Origin of the sequence: Vreelandella venusta, assembly GCF_044809155.1 — a bacterium.
Classification (GTDB): Bacteria; Pseudomonadota; Gammaproteobacteria; order Pseudomonadales; family Halomonadaceae; genus Vreelandella; species Vreelandella venusta_B.
Window position 1 is genome coordinate 1,795,709 of the sequence record NZ_CP085241.1, and the last position, 19,926, is coordinate 1,815,634.

Consider the following 19,926-nt stretch of genomic DNA (forward strand, 5'->3'; position numbering starts at 1 on the left):
ATTCTCAAAAATTATTTAGCTTAAGCTACCCATGCATTAACTCGTGGTGTTTCGCTACTGAACCACTGGCCAGCAATAGCGGTTTTGCTCTTCCTACTGAGTAATAGGTGAAGCCTTTTGACAACATTCGTTGAGGATCATAAAGATTACGTCCATCAAAGATCGTTGGTTCGTAAAGCTGACTTTTGATGAGTTCAAAATCAGGTGCTCGAAAATTCTGCCATTCCGTAACAATAATTAGTGCATGTGTATTTTTAAGCGCTGCTTCTTTAGTTCCACAAAGAATTAATTGTTCATGTGTACCGTAAAGTCGTTGTGCCTCTTCCATGGCTTCTGGATCATACGCTTGAACATTCGCGCCTGCTTCCCAAAGTGCTTCCATGAGCACACGACTCGGAGCATCACGCATATCGTCAGTATTCGGTTTAAACGAAAGTCCCCAAATGGCGAATACTTTACCTTGCAAGTTTCCGTTGAAATGTTCATTTATTTTCTCAAACAGCGTTGCTTTTTGCTCCTTATTGCGCAATTCAACCGCTTTAAGCACCTTGGCATCGAAATTAATAGCGTCTGAGGCGCGAATCAGCGCCTGTAAATCTTTAGGAAAACAAGAGCCTCCGTAACCTACTCCAGGATAAATAAAGTGATAGCCAATACGGGGGTCTGATCCAATTCCTTGTCGTACAGCTTCAATATCAGCACCCAGACGCTCAGCTAGATTAGCCATCTCATTCATAAAGCTAATTTTGGTAGCTAGCATGCAGTTAGCGGCATATTTAGTCAGCTCGGCACTTTTTACATCCATTACAATGATTTTGTCACGATTGCGATTGAAGGGTGCATAAAGCTCGCGCATCACCTCTACGGTAGTGTCACTATCGGTACCGATGATAATTCGATCTGGCTTCTGGCAATCTGAGACTGCGCTGCCTTCCTTTAGAAACTCTGGGTTTGAAACAACATCAAAGTGAATATCGCTTCGGCCACGCTTTGCTAATACTTTCTCCACTTCAGCACGCACGTTATCGGCGCTGCCAACCGGCACGGTCGATTTATTGATAATAATCTGATCACGTTCCATGTGTTCGCCGATAGTAGCCGCAACGGCGAGTACATACCTAAGATCAGCGCTACCATCCTCATCTGGGGGAGTTCCCACAGCAATAAACTGGACCTGCGCGTGATGGATTGCAGCAATCGCATCAGTGGTAAATTCTAGCCTCGCGGCAGCGTAGTTTTCTTTTACTAAAGCCTCTAAGCCTGGCTCGAAAATTGGTATAATCCCCAATTTAAGCCGCTCAATTTTATCGGTATCTACATCAACACAAACGACATGATGGCCAACTTCAGCTAAAATGGCGCCTTGTACTAGGCCGACATAGCCCGTTCCGAAAACTGTTACGTTCATGGAGTCTTCCTGCTAAGTATGTTGTATTAAAAGAAGAGAAATAAGGTTATTTACTTGGCGGGGCTGGGCGTTTTATTTTCGACAACAGTGGAGTCATTTGATGGTATTTTATTTAGTTCGTAATAATCCCGATACCAATTAACGAAATTCTCAACACCTTTCGAAAACGGTGTTGATGGCTTGTAGCCAACTTTTTTTTCTAGCTCTTCTGAGTCTGCATAAGTATCAAGGGCATCCCCTGGCTGCAGGGGCATAAGTTCTTTAATGGCTTTTTTACCTAACGCTTTTTCAATCGCATCGATATAAGCGCCAATGCTGACGGGGTCGTTATTGCCAATGTTAAAAATTCGATACGGGGCATTACTGGTAGCGGGATCTGGAGAATCGCTATTCCAGTTACGTTCGGAGACTGCAATATCATCACTCGCACGAATAATCCCTTCTACGATATCGTCTACGTACGTAAAATCGCGCGTATGCCGTCCGTAGTTAAATATTTGAATGGGTTCATCGGCTAAAATTTTCTTTGTAAACTTGAACAGTGCCATGTCTGGACGTCCCCAGGGCCCATACACGGTAAAAAACCGCAGCCCAGTGGTAGGTAGCCCGAATAGGTGACTATAGCTATGAGCCATCATCTCGTTGGCTTTCTTGGTAGCTGCATAAAATTGCAATGGATGATTAGCCCCTTCATGTTCAGAGAATGGCATTCGCGTGTTAGCTCCATATACACTGCTGGTACTAGCATACGTTAGGTGTGCGACTGCGGCGTAACGGCAAGCTTCCAATATATTTGTAAAGCCTATTAGGTTGCTTTCTACGTAACTAAGTGGGTTCTCCAGCGAATAACGTACACCTGCTTGAGCAGCTAAATGTATAACTCTGTCAAAACAGTGCCCATCAAAACATTGTGCTACAGATGCTTGATCCGCCAAATTAGCGCGAATAGACATGTATTGACCACTTGTCCCTGCAGCGGTCTGTGCAAGTATCTTTAGGCGCTCTTCTTTAAGAATGGGGTCGTAATAACTATTGACGCTATCAATACCTACTACACTATCCCCACGCTCTAAAAGCCGCTTCGCCGTGTGAAAGCCAATAAAACCAGCATGACCGGTAACTAAGATCTTCATACAGTGACTCCATGCCGATACAACTAAGGCCATTGGAAATGAAAGTATTTAGTGGCGAACAAGACGCTGGATGTGATGCCAACTTACACGTCTTAAACCAACCAATGTTAACGGCACCAGCGACATTGATCGCACCATCGCCAGTACGGGTCTTGGAAGTTCGTTTAAGCATAAGTATCGAGGCAGGCCAGTATATGGAAACCAACGTTTACTATAAGAGCTTTTTTGAGTGGCAAGAGGTAAGTCGCCTTTAAAGCGAGTAGGCACGTCGTACCAAACATAGTTGCCTTTCAACGTTTCTATATCGTCAGAGCCAGGCTGTAAAAATTCGAAATCGATAATTTTGAGTCCCTGGCAAGGATCATAAATAAGATCTTGCGGATTGAGATCGATACACTCATAGCCGAGACGCCTGTAATGCAGGATGACGGCCCTTACGCGTTCAATCGTCCAAATTGGCAGCAACCCATGGGGTGCAAAAGGTGCACGCGGTGCGAGAATGCGCTCCATACGATTAGCGTAACGCTCAAACACAAGGTAATGAGGGCCTATTTCTAGTAACCGTGACACTTCAGGCAGCGATGCACCTAACTCACGTGCCCTTACTTCACGCTCTAGATAGCGCTCACGTCCTGGGCGAAAGGTTTTGCAAATGGCTTCCCTACCGTGAAAATCGACTAGCTCGACCTTAGCTCTGCACACTTGCTTACTCAGGTCGGCCAAAACCGGATAAGGCGTTCGGAACGCCGCGTTATAATCCCGAGCTTCTTGGCGTATGCTATCCACCTGCTGAGGCACCACTTTATTAAGATAATGAAGTATCTCTATTGCATTACACGTCACGTGTATCGGGTTGCACTGCTCTTGTTTACTGACCCCATAATTAACCTTATGGGTGAATTTTTGCTTAACCGTCAGCAATCGAGCGTTATCAATTGGCTCGAGCGTCGCTGGCAACGGTGCTAGCTCAGGTACAGGGTGAACATCGTGTACAACTAAAAAGTGTACCGGTACGCCGCTATTATCTGGTTTATCATTTATTTGCTTCTGTTTGGGGTCTTCCGTGTGTTGGTAAAGCACCTGCTTCTGGCTTTCTTGAAGAGTCAAGTCACACAAACTATTAAAACCATAGCGATCTAACAAACTTCGCAGAATATCCAGATACTCCACGCCACGCTCTTCAATTAATAAAACAGCAACTCCTGAAAGCCACTCCTTTTGCTCTGCATCGTCGTGTTTATTAGTCATAGCTTTTCCCCTTAAGCTAAAGAGAGTGCTTACATTTAAAACAATAAGTAAAGATTTACAGCAACAGCTATGTCGTCACTTACCATCAACATGGTAATGACTCCGCGTACTACTGCGTTTTAGATAGGCGTATCAGCTTTCTTTAGAAACGGAGCTTAGCGTGCGTTCAGTGCGCTGCGTTGAAGATAACAAGTGAGGCGAATTTTGATGTAGGTCTTGAGGGTGAGGAAGTACCGCTTGACGGGCTTCCCATACCACATCCACTATTTCATCCAGAGGGTGGTAATCCAAAGGCGCCGACTGCAAAAGTTGCCGGATACGTAAATGATCCGTTTCTATAAAGGCCTGCTCTAGTTCTTTTAGAAAGGCTTCGAGCCTTGGCCACTCCCAGAACCGCTCCTTTGATGTCATGATGCGATCGTGACGCGTCCTACGCACATCATCACCAATCAGTAACTCTTCATAAAGCTTCTCCCCCGGACGTAGGCCAGAGAAGATGATTTCAATATCGCCTTCAGGGTGCTGGGCATCTTTGACTTCAAGCCCAGAGAGCCGAACCATGTTGATCGCCAAATCATAGATGCGTACCGGCTTACCCATATCAAGCACAAATACCTCACCCCCCTCGCCCATGGCGCCTGCTTGAATAACCAGCTGAGCGGCTTCTGGAATGGTCATAAAATAGCGGGTGATATCCGGGTGCGTTACTTTGATAGGGCCACCTTGCTCGATCTGCTGGCGAAACACTGGAACGACAGAGCCGCTTGAACCTAAAACATTGCCAAAACGCACCATGCAGAAACGCGTTTTAGTTTGGGCATGCGCAAACGCTTGGCAGATGAGTTCGGTTAATCGTTTAGAAGCCCCCATCGCATTTGTCGGCCGCACCGCTTTATCGGTAGAGATGACCACAAAGGTTTGCACCCCCGCTGCCATGGCCGCTTGTGCAAGGTGTAAGGTGCCTAAAACATTATTGCTTACCCCTTGTACAAGATTAAACTCTACCATTGGTACATGTTTGTAGGCGGCAGCATGGTAGACGGTATGTACTTCAAAGCTCTCAAACACCGCTTTTAGACTCCCCGCATGCTGCACTGAAAGAAGCAGCGGCTTCAGCTCGCAGCGTGAACGGCTCGTTTCAATATGCTGCTTCAACTCTTGCTCGATGGCATAAAGCGCATATTCACAGTTGTCGACTAGTAATAGCCTGAGGGGGTTCTGCGCAAGTATCTGGCGACATAGTTCACTGCCGATTGAGCCTCCCGCACCGGTTACCATCACTGTCTTATCGTAAATATTGGACTGCATTAATTCTGGGAAAGCCGGCACCGCCTCTCTTCCCAATAAATCCTCAAGCGCCACATCATGAAGTTCGCTGATTTTCGCCCGTCCAGCGATCACATCGGCACTGCCAGGAATCGTTTTAAGCGGCACAGAGAGTCCTGATAGCCAATGCAGTATTTCGCGACGGCGGCATCTGGGCGCACTAGGGATTGCTAGTAATACCATCGCGGCGCGATACTCCTGCACTAAAGCAGCCAACGCTACCGGTTGATGGACCCGCAAGCCTTCTACCATCGCTCCCTCAAGGCCGCGCCAGTCGTCGACGAAGGCGACTGGCTCATACTCACCGCCATGGCGCAATGCTGCGACCAGTTCACATCCTGCGGCACCTGCTCCATAGATGACGACGGGTTTGCGCTGGCGGCGCTGGCTACGGCGATACAACTCTCGTAATACAAATCGTAAGCTACCGATACCTAACAGTAAGAGAAGTGCGTAAGTGACAACAATAGAAGGGCCAATGGCGTGTTCCACAACGTAGCTCGCGGGTATCACAAGCAAAGCTGATGACAGCACTACCATGACAACGGTTGGAACAGTGACATGGCTCATGTAGCGAATGACCATGCGATACAGCCCGAGCCAATGGAAAAGTAAGAGGCTCATGGGCACCAACAAACTGATCGCCATCCAAAGTGAACCGTCGCTTAGTGGTTGCAGGCTTTCCAAATGGATCATAGCGGCCAGTTGCAAACTGCAAACCACAATCACTCCATCCAGACCTACCAGGACTCTGCGCTTTATCCAGCGAGGCGTCATTAATAACGACTTCATCACGTTGGCCATACTTTCCCCTTTATAATTCCTTGCAGGCATGACGGACGAGCTATACGGCGAGACTCTCTTGGAGAAGCAACGTTAGGAAAGTTCAGCAACAAAACCTCGGCGCGTTACAGCCAGAGAGCCTTCCCGGTAAAGATGCCAACCGACCACCAGCACAATCCAGAAGAGAGTTGAACGCAGGCCATTATGGGTGGTGGAATAAATCAATGGCCCGGCTACCGCTGCCCAAACATATAACGGTGCTCGACGTAACACGGCCGCAATGGTTAAAAGGAACAGCCCTAACCCGGGTAAACCATAGGCAAACAACATATTGACAAAGGATGAATGAATTTCATGTCCGTCGTAGGGCGCAAACCGCTCGCGCTCAGCCTCGCCTGCCCCAAGAATGGCGTACTCAGGAAAGTTCATCAGCCGGTCAAACTTGCGCTCTTCATAGATGCTATCCACCTTGCTAGGCGCCCTGTCCATGCGCGCTTCCAGGTTGCGCAGCACTTGTCCGTCTGAACTGACGTTGGCCACCAAGACACCCAGTAACAGCAACGGAAGTAGTAAAAGTAAGCGAGCGAAGTGCTTGACTGTGCGGGCGTTAGCCACTGCCCAACCGGCCAGCACCATGACGCCTCCCCCCATGGCCGCTAGCGATGAAGCCGCTAGAATTCCCAGTACACCAGCAGCGAGTCCCGCCAGCGCTAAGGGTCTCATCTGTATATGAAAATCATCGAGCATGAGCAGCAACACCACACCGCATAGCGAAAAATAGGCGAGCTGGTTGGGGTTATTGAAACTACCTGTAGTACGGCTAATGCCCATGGCTAACTGCATTACCGCATAGCCAGCCGCTATTAATAGGGCAATTGATACGCCACTGCGGATGATGCCTAACGCACGGTCGCCGTAAACATTAAGAAAACGCAATAACGACATTCCGATTAAGAAGTTAAATAGGAAGAACTGAGCAGGTCTAAAGAAGGTGGTGGTTTGCATGATCAGTGTCCAGGTAAGGCACACTAACAACACCCAGAGCACCATCATTCCCCAGCATATTGCGAAGGGAGAAACCTTTAGCTGTTTGTCACCTAACGACATCACCAGCATTACGCCAGCAAAGCCCATCAATACGAAATCAGCTATCTGGGGCGCACCACTGGGAAACAGATAAAGACTGCTTAGCGAGAGGCCCAAGAAGAGCAGTAGCGCACCCATCAGATTCATGACGATATCCTTTTTTCAGGGCTAAAGATTGGCCATCATCTGGAAAGTATGATTTCGGCTGACAAGGTCATCGTAGGTGCCAGCGTCGCTCACGCGCCCATTCTCAAGCATATAGATAATGTCGCACCCTTTAACGGTTGCTAGGCGATGGGCAATCATAATGACGGTCATTTGGCCGGAGAACCGCTGAATATCATCCATCACCCGACGTTCGGTTATGCCATCCAGGGCGCTGGTCGCCTCATCAAACACCAAAACACGGGCCTGCTGATAAAGGGCACGGGCAATACCCAAACGTTGGCGCTGTCCTCCTGATATCTGAACGCCTCGTTCTCCAATCCGTGTTTCAAGGCCCTCGGGTAATCGTTCAAGCAGGTCATCAAGTTGTGCCATGTGGAGCGCTTCTTTAGCTCTCTCGACATCGATATCATCGCGTTCAATCGCAAAAGCAACGTTTTCGAGAATGCTGGCGTCAGAAAGAAATATCTGCTGAGGGACAAAACCCACGCCTGCCTGCCAATGGCGCAGGTTTTCCGGTGTGAGGGGAACACCATCAATCAATACCCCGCCTTTTTGAGGCTCAATAAGACCCAGCAATAAATCAATCGCCGTGCTTTTACCACTGCCAGAGGACCCCACTAACCCCACCATCTTATTAGCGGGAATCGTTAAGTTAAGTCCATCCAGTGCGAAACCTCGAGACCCTGGGTAGTCAAAGGCCACATCCTGCAGTTTGATTTCGCGTTGAGGCACCCAAGGTGTTATCTGCGTATTCTCATGCGTTACGCTGGCTATGTGAGTGTTTTTCAATTCATCACGACTGGCTATTAGATCGTCACGAATAGCGTCATAGGCAGCTAGGTTGCCGCGTATCTTTGTGATGGAGGTGTAAATCTTTTGAAAGCCAGGCAGCATTTTAAAACCTGCCAGCGCATAAATTGAAAGGGCTGGCAGAATAGCGCCCAAATTCCCTTCATAAAGATTAAGCAGATAAAGTACCAGTACAATGACCGAGCCAAATGCCACCAGCTCAATCGCAAAGCGCGGCGCTTCACTCAAGCCCTGCGTAACACCTTCCCCCCGCGCAATACGTTGGCTTGCCTTATCAAACCGCGAGGTAAACCCCGCCTGCCGATGAAGTAACAAAAGATCTTTGATGCCCCCGAACCCTTCGTTCATCAACTTGAAACGTTTGGCCTGAGCTTCAGAAACGCGCTTTCCGTTAATGGTGAGATAACGTCTAACCGTCTGGTACAACAATAGGTAAGTGCTTACAAAGATCACCATGCCGGATATTGCGACCAATGGGTTATAAAGAAAAATGGCCAGCGTCATCAATGACACCATGATCAACTTCGCGTTGAGTTCCATGGCGGGATTAATGATCTTAATGGTCACTCGTTGGACTTCTGCAGAGACTTTCGTGGTTAAGCCACTGGTATTCTGGACAGAGTGAAACAGCCATGGCTGGTGAAGATAATAACGGTAGAGGCGGCTTGATAGTTCCGCCCCTACCTGAGCGCTATAGAGCGCCAGCCGCCAAGTGGTATAAATAGATACCAAAGCAGCTAGTAGCAATACCCCAAGTACCATCCCCCCCAATAAACTCAAAAACGTTTTAGGGCTTTGCATACCGCTAATATCGTAAGCCCAGGCGAGCCATCCATCGCCTTGGAGCTTACTCATATCACCCACTACCGCCATAAAAGGCCCAATGGCGACCACGCTTGCAATCTGAGCCAACGCCATGCCAATGATCAATACCTGGAGCCTCAACAATTGCCGACGTTGTTGCTGGGTCAGTAAAGAGTAGAATTCGCGCAATTGCTTTAGCATAGTGAATCACCGGTAGGCATAGAGGTAGCTGCCGTAATATCCATGGCGGCTATTGGTGGATTTCTTCACGCCATTTAGGATTCCACCTTTGAGTTTCACACCTGCATTCTCCAGGCGGCGCTTAGCGGCTTTGATTTCGCCGGGGGCGTTAGCATCAAAACGCACAACCATTAGACTAGTGCCGGCCAGTTTGCCTACGACCGAGGCATCCGTGACCGCGAGTATGGGCGGCGTATCCACGATGACTAAGTCGTAGTTTTGGCTCATTGCTTCAAGAAAATCGTGGAAACTTTGCTGCATCAAAAGCTCTGATGGATTTGGCGGCACACTGCCGCGCGCCACATAATCAAGCCCTTCTAAATCGCTATGGCGAACGGCTTCATCTATATCAATACGCCGTGCCAGAAGCTCCGACAGGCCCTTTACGCCTTTACCGTTAAACGCATGATGCAAGTGACCGCGACGCATATCCGCATCGATCAACAAGACTCTTTGACCCGCTTGAGCACATACCGCTGCCAAGTTAGCCGCCACAAAACTCTTACCAACCCCGGGACTCGCACCGGTTATCATCAGGCGGTTATTGTCAGATTCAAGCATCGCGAAATAGAGACTAGTACGCAGGCCACGCAAGGCTTCCACAGCAATTTCGGCGGGTTTTTTAACGGCTAGCAAACCTCTAAACACTTCCTGTGCCTTTTTCGAACGGCGCGGGCGGATTCGCTCAGTAAGCCCTGCCTGCTCTCCAGAGTCCGGCAGCGTTGCGTAAACCGGAAGACCTAACTCTTCAAGCTGTTCAGGAGTTTTGATCGCTCGACTCAGTAATAAACGCACCACCACTAACATCGTCGCAAGCAACGCCCCAAGCAGGCCACTGACGGCCGTAATCAGGGAAATGCGCGGTGCAATCGTGCCGGGACTTAGCATAGCGGCATCCAGAATGCGTACGTTACCCACGGTACCCGCTTTCACTAGTCGCATCTCTTGCAGCTGATTAAGTAATTGAACGTACACCTGCTGATTGACCTGGCTATCACGCGTCAGGCGAAGCACTTCCTGTTGCGTTTCTGGTAGCTCATTAACCTCAGCATTCAGGCTGTCGCGCTCTGCTGTCAGCTGGGAACGCTGCCGTAAAAGTGTCTGATAGTTGGGGTGGGAAGGACGGTACCGCTCAGCTAAGTCTGCCTCTCTCATGGCAAGTTCACTCAGCTGGTTTTCTACTTCTACGACGCGAGTAAGAAGGTTTTGGGTCTCAAATGTTAAGTCTACGGAGTCGCGCTGCGCCCGATAATCATTAAGCATTCCCTCAGCATTGGATAACTGATCACTCACTTGAGGAATTTGCTCGTTAAGAAAAGCGATTTGCTTCTCTGCTTCTTCGGAATGACGCTGTACGTTCTGGGTAAGAAAAACGCCCGTTAAGGTATCTAGCGTAGGCTGAATTTCTCTGCGATCTGCCCCACTTAGCTTAAGTTCATAAACCCCTGACTCAATGCCTCGCGGTAAAATTTCGAAACGGCTCTTCAAGCTCTTTATTGCATCAAGCGACGAGGTTCGCTTTAAGATAAATTCAGACCCCGGCTGCGCGACTGCCTGACTAATAAACAAGCGATAGCCCAGCGCATCGTCTTGAACGGTTTCACCAATATTGCCAGCCAGCATGACAGTGCCTTCCAGTAGCAGGTCGAAACTGTCGTTTTCTTTGATACGAAGAGTGTGATCCTGTCCGATATGTTCATCGGGAACTTCAAAACGTGCTACGCGTAGCGACTCATCTGCCCACACATAAGGGCTTTGCCAGTCACTATTCGCACCGTTTCCTAACCACTCACGTATAAATGCAGGCGTGATGCTTTCAATCGAGGCTTGAGTAACACCATGACTCACAAGGAATCGACCTACGATCGGTAACCGGCGCGGTTCGACCTGAATAGCTAAATCTTGCCGTTCAGCCGTTTCGCCCAGCACCATTCGCGACTGGAGGATTTCAAGCTCAGCGGCAGTGGGGTTATCAGGCTGACTTTCACCTAATGGGTCCATAAACGCTAAGTTCGAGCCTCTCGCCTCAATTTGCACTAACGCATCCGCTTGGTAGATTCGCGGCTGTGAACTGGCGTAAAAATAGCCGCCGAGAAGAAAAATGCCTGTTAACGAAATAATAAGCCAGCGGTGGTCGTAGAGCGTATCGACTAGCTTACGTAGATTGAGATCGTCGCCCTCCTGGGGGCCAGGCGACGAGGGTGCCGGGGGAAAGTGAGTCATAGCCATGCCTCATTACTCGTAGAATAATAGTTTGTGCGGTGCTTAAAGCTCACCGACATCCGTTGCAACGGTCGCAACGTCACCCGGCAAACTTACGGAAGGCAGTAGTAACGAGATCACATTGTTCCAACGAGCCAGCGGCGCGGAAGTGACGTACACCACATCCTGAGGCTCTAGAGGAAAACGTGTTCCTAGTAACAAGCGCGTGGCATCTCGAATATCTAGCTGGTAAATCGTGGCAATTTTCTCACTGCCTGGCGGGTTCCCACGCACAACGAAGATGCCTGAAGGCTCGGCACGACTTTCATTGACACCCCCAGCTCTTCCAAGGGCATCGGTGAGGGTGATGCGCTCATTACCCAAGGCAATCGCGCCAGGGCGTATCACCTGACCCATCACGATAACGTTCTGATTTTCCATAGTGGGCACGTGAAGCAAGTCGCCATTGCGTAGCAGGCGATTCTGAGTCATGTCCCCTTGGCGCATCATGGCGTATAGCGAGATTTTATCTTCTCTGCCATTACGACTAAGCGTGACGTTGTGCCAATCAGCGTTATCACGCGCCCCACCCACTTCACTGATAGCATCCAGGACAGTCATAGGCACAATGGTTAATGGCAGCGTACCCGGGTTCTCTACCGCACCACTGATATACACCTTTTGAGAATGAAACGCCGCAATGCCCACTTCTACTTGGGGGTCAGTAATGACGCTGGAAAGCCGCTGTGCGATCAGGTCCCGGACTTGGTCAAGCGTCATACCGTCGACCTTAACGCGCCCAACGTAGGGGTAAAACATGGTGCCATTAGGACGAATACGGTTACCGGTTTCCGCGGCGGAGCGCTCGGTACCCGCAGGAATCGTCAATTCAGGATGATCGTAGACAATCACGCTCAGGATATCGCCAGGGCCTACACGGTATTCATACCCTTGAACTTCTTGGTCTAGTGTTACAAGCGTTGCCCGGGTAGGCGCCTCCATTTCAACCATCGCATTCACCAAGTCAGGCGTAATGGGCTGTACGTTCACACGCCCATCCAGTGACTGCTCAAGATTATTCTTGTCTATATGGCCACCAGGCGCCATGGCACATCCACTGAGGACGCCTAGAAGCACGACTAGCATCAGATAGCGAACCACACGCCCAGTATGCCGGCTAGACTCAGACTCTTTTATAGTATTGAATTTATTCATTATATGCTCCCTTTGCTTTTCGTCTTGCCACGCTACCGCCCAGGGATTTTGATAAGGGCATTTCCCAGAGCCTTATGAAAACTGTCGTCAAGCTACGAATCCATGCCGCGCCGTATGACACCCGTACTGATTCGATAAACAATAATAAGGTTACATAAAAATACAAAATAATTACTTCCATTTACATCGTTATGGCAGGGTGAGATTTTTAGTGCTTTCCAAGACCGGTCAGTATGAATAAACGCGTCAAAAGTAAACCGCCCTATTTTCAGGAAAACTGATACAGTTTTAATCACGCTCTAAAATTCATTTTCAAATAAAATAAAACAATTAAATCACATAAAAAGTGACGACTATTGTTATTGATTTTTAACGTTTTAAAATCTGAAAGCTAATCAAAATCAACCAATTTACTGTGCTAAAAAATGCTACAGAAAGACCCGAATAAAATTTATCTAAAAAGCGGCATGCTTATTCGCCTTATCAACAAGACAGAAATTTCAGAAGGTGAATAAACAACGGAAATGGAAAAAATGGCGGGCGTTAAGCGGAAGAGCAAGGCAATTAGCCGGAGAAGTGTAAAAATCAGTGGTTAATGCCTGAGGAACCGTTCCAGGCAGTAAATTCATGCATGAAACGCTTAATAGACAACAACTAAAGGAGAAAAACTGCCTAGCAGTCAAGCCTTTAGAACACAATGGAGGAGCATTTTACTTAGGTTGGCGCGCAACGGAATGTTTAACGCCTTGTGATCAGTGACGTTAGTTTTCGCATAACCCTAGAGCTTTTCGGCCCATAAGTGAGTAGCGTCCCGAAGCAGTGTATGAACATGTGCAAACACCTCCTTCGTTTTTCTATAAGGATCAGGTATATCGCGCCCTTTACCCCCATCCAGCCAACGGCCAAGCAGCAGCGTTTTACCCAACGCTTGTGGCGCTTGCTTTCCTACAGCGCGGCGCTGCCCTTCGGTCATCACAAGAATAAGATCAGCTTTTTGAATCATTATCCCTGAAAGTTGCCGTGCTTGATGGTGAGTAACATCCAAGCCATCCGCTTCAGCCAGTTGCCGCGCTAGCGATGAGACGGGTTCACCCTCCAAAGCGCCCAGGCCTGCTGAGCTGAGCTGGCACTTGGGTAACTGCTGTCTCAGAAAGGCCTCTGCAACAGGACTGCGGCAAATATTTCCGGTGCAAACCACTAGAATTCGTTCGAACATGGCTGACTGATTCCTAGGCAAGTGAGAAGAGGTGTCTTAGTTGCGTACTTAATGCTCCCAACGAATCGCCAGAAGCCCAAACGCCTCATAAATCGCTCGCTCCGTTTTACGCAGTTCACGAGCAGAAGGCACCCAATAAGCGAATCCTTTCGTCTGTTTAACCAGATAGTGCGTAGGTGCTGCCACTGGCTTTAAGCCTACCCGTTCGAAGTGCTGCATGGCACGTGGCATGTGCGATGCTGATGTCACCAGTAACACATGGGCGCCTTCACCAAGTATCGCCTCCACTTCGCTGGCTTCTTGTGCGGTGTCGTTGGGAGAGACCAGTTTTATGATCTGCCCTCCGGGAACGCCCAATGACTCGGCGGCCTCAGCATAACCATGGGCCATGGTCATTTCAGGATCCGATCCACCCCCTGAAACGAATAATGGCAAGTCTGGGCGCTGGTTCCATAACCTTAGTCCTTCCATCAAACGAGATACCGAACTATCACTAAGACGCCCGGTGATTGACCACGGTTGCTCTGGCTGCCAGCCGCCACCTAACACGACCACAGCGTCAATTTCTCTATTTTCCGGCCATTCTATTAATGCTGCATACTTTGACTCTAACGGCCTAAGGAGGCTATCGGCGACTGGCGCCCATGCAGTTAGCAGAAGCAATATCACCGCCACGATCATCAGGTTATCGCCTAAACGGTAGCGGCTCCATCGACGGAGTAATAAGCCAACGCCGAAGGTAATCCCCAATAACGGGATCGGCATTAATAATATCGCCGTCAGCGTTTTAACTAAGCCATACACGGTGATGTATCCTGAGAGCACGCTGCCGGCACCTGAACCCAAAGAAACACCAGCCAGCTAGCATAAGCTGCTATTCCTGCCGGGTATGCAAAAAACGAATAGCTCAAGCCAAAACTTATAAAACTTATTACCAGTAACACACCTGCCATGGAAAAAGACCTTTCGTTAGCGTTTTCGCTGCGCAAACCGGGGAGAAAGCGCCATAAGGGGACAAGATAAAGCCCTAACACCATTAAAAACCCCGGCACACCTCGCCGAACCCAAGCGTCTAAAAGGTCATTGTGAGCATGCCAGTAATTACCAAGCCCCGGGCTTAACACACCCGTTACCTTTAACGTTTGCATCGCGGGCTCATAGCCCTGGTGCCCATACCCCATAACGGGTTGCTCACGCATCAACCAGAGCGCACCACGATACATTTCCAAGCGCGCCCCCACAGAACCAAATCCAGTTCCCTCAATATAGCGATGCACTTCATTCACCGCCTTATCTGTGCGTTTTGCCACACCGCTTTGCGGAATGGCATACGCCGCAAAAATCAACGCAAGTACAGAGCACACTCCTAACCAGCGCCATCTCGCTCGCCAGCGATGAGTATAACCAACGTAAAATATACCGAGCATCAGCGGTACTACCAACCAGCCACCTCGCGTACCTGAAAATATCGACGCTAGTAAACCTCCCGCAGCACCGCCCGTTAACAGCATAATCCAATAAAAGCGTGATGCATGCTGTTGCCAGGCCCACCCAAGCCCTGCCAAGCAAAGCAGGCCGCTTAGCAACGCAAAATTACCAAAAAAAATAGAGTGCAGTGGCGGATGCCCTGTCGCTCGGGTCAACCCTATGCCAAGTTTTTGCCACGCAGCCCAGCCCCCTGCCCCGAGGCCGCACACTGCTAAACCGACCCACCACGCCTGTGGTTTAGGCGCAACAGCACGCACCGCGACTAACGCCAATGCCGCAAGCCAAGCAGCACCGGCCAAGGGCACCGCTTGCCTTAAGCTGTCGTGCCATAGGCCGACGATGACTTCCACGACACCTACCCCGACTAACAAGCCCAACAAAAGGCCATCACCACGCCCAGCAACATGCTTAATGTTGATGGAGCCTGGCTTTCGTCGCTTATTCCACACAAGGCCCCCCCATACAATGGAGATCACCAGCCCCAGCCAATAACCCATAGGTACCAGCAGCGGTAATGTGGTGAGTGCTATTGCCTGCATACATCGTTTGCCTTGTAAATATCACAGATAAGGGGGCCACTAGCGTCACACTCTCAAAAGCATACCCAGATGTGTGATTCAGGAAGGTAAGATCGCACATAACATAATTTTGGGCTATCCAGACTAAGTCTCTACCAGCCTGTTGCTAACCATAAGGCGGGCCATAACCGCCTTTACCCAACATTACGTTCAAAAAACCAACACTAATCTAAATTAACTGCAAGCACTTTTTTTAAAAAATGTTGAGAAAAATAATATTATTGATGGAAAAACCAGTTATCAATCACACACCGCAACTAAACCTTCAAAGTAAAATAATAATCATGGATGTAATGGCATATATGCTTAGCTTAGTAATAATCAAAGCCTAAACACAATGTCTCTTTATTCAGCCCAGTCATAGAGCGCGTTTGGCTAACGCGGCGGCCCCTAAATGGACAAGCATCTGTTTGGCACCGCACAGACCATAATCTGCGTCGTGAATAAACTAACTGTACTAAGCACGGACAATCTTTCTGAACGCCTTCTAAAGAAGTCATCTATTCGATGGTCGATAATATGATCCACTTTCCTGGTCAGGGGGAGATCACATGACAAGTCACAATAAAGGCACTACCCCCTGGCTAGTCTTGGGGCTACCGATTGCTCTCGGGCTGGCCTGGATCACCCAGGGCACTGGGATCATCGAAAACGACCCTGAGCGCAACATCTTCATCCCCGACGAGCTAACCATGCCCCTACAGGTGCAGGCCGCCTACAATGGAGAGCAGATCTTCTTCCGCTATCGCTGGCCAGCTTCGCAGCCCCATGTCTATCACGACATGCTTCGCTACGAGGACGGCGAGTGGGTTCGCCACGGCCGCTCGGTGCCAGGGCCTGATCTGGACGGCACCTATGAGGACCGAGTCTCAATGTTGGTGGATGACGGTGGCGTTCCTCAGTTCGGCCGCTACGGTGGCTACATCACCGTCGGCAATCAGATGCGCTTCTTCACTAACTCTGCTTCACCGGCTGAGGTGCAGGCGCACCCGCACCTGGGGGAGGCGCTCGGCGAAAGCGATGTGCGCAAGTACCTGCCAGCCTCGCGATCCGACCAGAATGACTGGCGCAGCGTCGTTGACGCCGACATATTGGCGATACAGCGTGAGGCCGGCTATTTTCTCGACCTCTGGCATTGGCGTGCGGGGCGCTCCAATGCCATCAGCGCCTCCGATGACCAGTGGATCGGTGAATATCGCCACGGCGATGCTGGCTCTAGTCCTTTCACCACCAACTGGGACAGCGACAACAGCCAGCCACGCTGGATGCTCGACCCTGAGCAGACTGGCCAGCGTGCGCTGCGCTGGGAGGACGTGACATCGGGAGAGGTCGACTTTGACGGCGTCTATTTTCTCTCGGATAACAACCGAACCGATTTCGACCCCAACCACGACTGGCAAAACGGCGATGTCATCCCTCGGCGTCTACTTCGCGAGCCTATTGGCTCCCGCGGCGATATCATGGTGCACGAAGGCCCAGCCCGCTGGGCCGACGGTTACTGGGATGTGACCCTCGTCCGAGATATGGACACCCGCAGCCCACTGGACGACAAGGCCTTCCGCGAGCAGGGTGTTTACGACATCGGCATCGCCGTCTATCGCAACGCTACCGGCAGTCGCTGGCACTATGTATCGCACCCCTACACGTTAGGGCTCGGACGCGAAGCGGACTTTCAGGCGATGGCCTTCGAGGGAGACTCACCGACCTGGTCGACTGACTGGTTCGACATGACCCTCTTCTACCCCGGTCAAGTCAACTGGCCACTGCTGATCAGTAGCGCCCACGCTGGCGCCGAGGACATCGCCGTGGGCACTCCGGTACGGGCGCGCCACAGCGAGAAGCAGCTTGCCCTCTACGGTGTGGAGATGGAGTTCAATGACACTATTACCTTGCGCTGGTTAATGACTCTGATCGCAGGTCTGATTGCCATGCTTGGCGCAACCCTCGCCCTGCTGCCTGCTTTCCGCCCAATTCGCCAAGGAGACCGCTCATGAACGGCACCCATGCCATGCTCGTCCATTTCCCCCTAGGCTTCTGGGCGCTAGCCACGCTTATGATTCTGGTCGGTGCTTTCCTGCCCGGCCGGATGGCGGAGCTTAGCCGCATCGCCCTGCTGCCGGTGCTGGTACTCAGCCTGCTGGGTGCGGTTGCCGCTATCGCTATTGGGCTCATCGTCTGGCCAATGGCGGCCAATTTAGCGAGCCCGCTAACACGTAACCATATGTTGATGTCCTTTTGGTCGCTAGGCATCTACTCAGCAATCACCTTTCTGGTATGGCAAGCTGGGGCCTCGGCCTTCGACGGCGCTCGCCGCTGGGTACTGGTGATCTTGGCACTGATCGGCGGACTATTTTTTGCCAGTGCTGGCACACTAGGCGGGCACTTGGCGGGCTCTACTACTGCCTTTTCCAAGGTGCTCGGCCTGATGGGGTGGGAGGTTTACACCACCTTCTACAGCCCGCTTTGGGTCATTGCCGTCATGGTGATCATCGGCATCGCCCTAGGCGCGTTAGGAATCAGCCAGCGGTTAGCGGCCCGATAATTATCGCTCACGTTACCCACGTATTTCGGCAACGACCTCGCCGGTCTCCTCGCTCAGACCCACCTCCTGGAAGCCTAGACTGGCGTAGAAGTCCCGGGCTACCTGGTTAGTGGACACATAACAGATCGCTACCCTTTCGAAGGAACCCTGTGCCCTGATCTCATCCAGCACGCACTGCATGGCCCTGTGCCCAATGCCTTTTCCCTGATGGCGTCGGTCAACCATGAGACGGAAGATGTTGTAAGCAGGTGGTCGGCCGTCGTGATGGAAGAATTCATACATGAGAAAACCGACCGTTTCCCCGTTGCAATAAATAGCGCGAGGCTGATAGGTCGGATGGAAGCTCGATTCGGCAATGGAGTAAAGGTTGCAAGCGACATAGTCACGTTGTGACGTTGCTAACTCCAGCGCAATGACGGCCTCGAAGTTCTCTCGGGTGATGCTCTTCAGTGTTACACCCATCGCATGCGCCTCCATTGGGGGATTTCGCCTAGTCACGGGCTACCGTTTAGCTCATGCCGTGCTATTTTGCCCGTCATGCCCGGCGCCAGAGAACGTCAACGAAGCGTCCGCTTCGTTGACGAAGGCGCCTCGATGAAAGACCTTTGCAGCCTCCACCTCAGCCAGGCCGCGCAGGCCCGGTTCCGGCGGTTCTTCACCGGCCAGCACCTCAAGCACTGACTTGACTCCGTGCGACAGCGATATCAGGTTGTAGCCGCCTTCCAACACAAAGACCAACCTTCCTCTGCACTGCTGGCGTGCTAGGTTCTGTAGGATGCGCGTCATAGCGGCAAAGCCGTCATAGGAGACATTCAACGCTAGGTCATGAGTGTGAGGATCGAAGCCTGCTGAGACCAGGATCAGGTCGGGGCGGAACCATTGGGCTGCCGGCACAAGGATCTCGCGGAACGCCTTGAGATAGGCAGCATCGCCGGCATCGGCAGGCAGAGGAACATTGACGATGGTGCCATCCCCAAGCCCCACGCCAACCTCCTCGAGACTGCCTGTACCGGGATAGAAAGGGGCGGCACGGTGGATATCGAAGAACAGAACATTTGGGTCGGCCAAGAAGATGTCTTGGGTACCGTTCCCGTGATGAGCATCCCAATCGACGATCATGACCCGCTGGCAGCCAAGCGCCGCCTGAGCATGGGCTGCTGCCACCGCCACGTTGTTGAACAAGCAGAAGCCTCGGGCGCGCACCGGTTCAGCGTGGTGCCCAGGGGGCCTTACTAGCGCGAAACTACTCTCAGCCCTCCCCTCTACCACCGCCTCGACGGCAGCGATCGCCGTACCGGCGGCCACTTCAGCGGCATCGACGCTGCCGGGTGATACGGCGGTGGTATCCTCATCAAGCCATGCACTTTCACCGCGAAGCTGGTAGATGCTGTCCAGATAAGAGCTGGTGTGGACGCGCCCTAGCTGCTCGCGCGTGGCTGACCTGCCAGTCTCGAAGGTCACCCCGGGAACCGGCTCAAGTTCCAGCAAGTGTCTGATGGCAGTGAGCCGAGCGGAGTGTTCGGGGTACTCCCAAGGCACTCCTAACCCAGACAGAAGTGAGCGGATTCGCTTATCCATTCGCCCTGGTAGAAAGGGCACCTCAATATCCGGTTCATGAGTCAGCATCCTTTCGTCATAGAAGGCGATCACGCTGTTCTGGTCGGCCACTGTGAAGGCTC

At 50.9% G+C, this 19,926-nt stretch carries 15 protein-coding genes; 2 read left to right on the forward strand and 13 right to left on the reverse strand.

Annotated features, from left to right (window positions below):
* Nucleotides 1-25 precede the first annotated feature (25 nt).
* The 11 genes from LG301_RS08515 to LG301_RS08565 all read right to left on the reverse strand — a co-directional run bounded on the left by LG301_RS08515 (nucleotide 26) and on the right by LG301_RS08565 (nucleotide 15,666).
* Nucleotides 26-1,408 carry a UDP-glucose dehydrogenase family protein gene (locus LG301_RS08515; protein ID WP_404475099.1) on the reverse strand — a complete coding sequence of 461 codons (1,383 nt, stop codon included), beginning with the start codon at nucleotides 1,406-1,408 and terminating at the stop codon, nucleotides 26-28.
* A 50-nt stretch (nucleotides 1,409-1,458) separates the two neighbouring features.
* Complete coding sequence (locus LG301_RS08520) at nucleotides 1,459-2,541, reverse strand: NAD-dependent epimerase (RefSeq protein ID WP_404475101.1); 1,083 nt, start codon at nucleotides 2,539-2,541, stop codon at nucleotides 1,459-1,461.
* 48 nt (nucleotides 2,542-2,589) lie between these two features.
* Entirely contained in the window at nucleotides 2,590-3,789 is a 1,200-nt protein-coding gene (locus tag LG301_RS08525) for a hypothetical protein (RefSeq protein ID WP_404475103.1), read from the reverse strand.
* A 132-nt stretch (nucleotides 3,790-3,921) separates the two neighbouring features.
* Nucleotides 3,922-5,919 (reverse strand): polysaccharide biosynthesis protein, encoded by a 1,998-nt coding sequence (locus LG301_RS08530; protein ID WP_404475105.1) that lies wholly within the window; start codon nucleotides 5,917-5,919, stop codon nucleotides 3,922-3,924.
* A gap of 72 nt (nucleotides 5,920-5,991) precedes the next feature.
* Nucleotides 5,992-7,131, reverse strand: a complete 1,140-nt coding sequence (locus LG301_RS08535; protein ID WP_404475107.1) for a hypothetical protein — start codon at nucleotides 7,129-7,131, stop codon at nucleotides 5,992-5,994.
* Between the two features lie 21 nt (nucleotides 7,132-7,152).
* The gene (locus LG301_RS08540; protein WP_404475109.1) at nucleotides 7,153-8,967 is read right to left on the reverse strand and encodes an ABC transporter ATP-binding protein; all 1,815 of its coding nucleotides are present in this window, start codon (nucleotides 8,965-8,967) and stop codon (nucleotides 7,153-7,155) included.
* A gap of 6 nt (nucleotides 8,968-8,973) precedes the next feature.
* Nucleotides 8,974-11,229 (reverse strand): polysaccharide biosynthesis tyrosine autokinase, encoded by a 2,256-nt coding sequence (locus LG301_RS08545; RefSeq protein ID WP_404475111.1) that lies wholly within the window; start codon nucleotides 11,227-11,229, stop codon nucleotides 8,974-8,976.
* Between the two features lie 42 nt (nucleotides 11,230-11,271).
* Entirely contained in the window at nucleotides 11,272-12,423 is a 1,152-nt protein-coding gene (locus LG301_RS08550; protein WP_404475113.1) for a polysaccharide export protein, read from the reverse strand.
* Between the two features lie 778 nt (nucleotides 12,424-13,201).
* Nucleotides 13,202-13,639, reverse strand: coding sequence for a low molecular weight protein-tyrosine-phosphatase (locus tag LG301_RS08555; RefSeq protein WP_404475115.1), 438 nt, complete (start codon nucleotides 13,637-13,639; stop codon nucleotides 13,202-13,204).
* 48 nt (nucleotides 13,640-13,687) lie between these two features.
* Entirely contained in the window at nucleotides 13,688-14,443 is a 756-nt protein-coding gene (locus LG301_RS08560) for an ElyC/SanA/YdcF family protein (protein ID WP_404475117.1), read from the reverse strand.
* Nucleotides 14,431-15,666, reverse strand: a complete 1,236-nt coding sequence (locus LG301_RS08565; protein ID WP_404475119.1) for an O-antigen ligase family protein — start codon at nucleotides 15,664-15,666, stop codon at nucleotides 14,431-14,433. The genes LG301_RS08560 and LG301_RS08565 overlap by 13 nt, the downstream gene beginning before the upstream one ends.
* A gap of 590 nt (nucleotides 15,667-16,256) precedes the next feature.
* Between LG301_RS08565 and LG301_RS08570 the strand changes: the two genes are divergently transcribed.
* Nucleotides 16,257-17,699: an ethylbenzene dehydrogenase-related protein gene (locus tag LG301_RS08570; protein ID WP_404475121.1), complete on the forward strand. Its 1,443-nt coding sequence runs from the start codon at nucleotides 16,257-16,259 to the stop codon at nucleotides 17,697-17,699.
* A complete protein-coding gene (locus LG301_RS08575) occupies nucleotides 17,696-18,247 on the forward strand; it encodes a hypothetical protein (RefSeq protein ID WP_404470661.1) in 552 nt (183 codons plus the stop codon). Before LG301_RS08570 ends, LG301_RS08575 begins: the two co-directional genes overlap by 4 nt.
* A gap of 12 nt (nucleotides 18,248-18,259) precedes the next feature.
* Here the strand turns inward: LG301_RS08575 and LG301_RS08580 are convergent, their stop codons facing one another.
* Together LG301_RS08580 and LG301_RS08585 are read right to left on the reverse strand one after the other, a co-directional pair.
* Complete coding sequence (locus LG301_RS08580; protein WP_404470663.1) at nucleotides 18,260-18,709, reverse strand: GNAT family N-acetyltransferase; 450 nt, start codon at nucleotides 18,707-18,709, stop codon at nucleotides 18,260-18,262.
* A gap of 51 nt (nucleotides 18,710-18,760) precedes the next feature.
* Nucleotides 18,761-19,915, reverse strand: a complete 1,155-nt coding sequence (locus LG301_RS08585; RefSeq protein WP_404470664.1) for a histone deacetylase — start codon at nucleotides 19,913-19,915, stop codon at nucleotides 18,761-18,763.
* Nucleotides 19,916-19,926 lie beyond the last annotated feature (11 nt).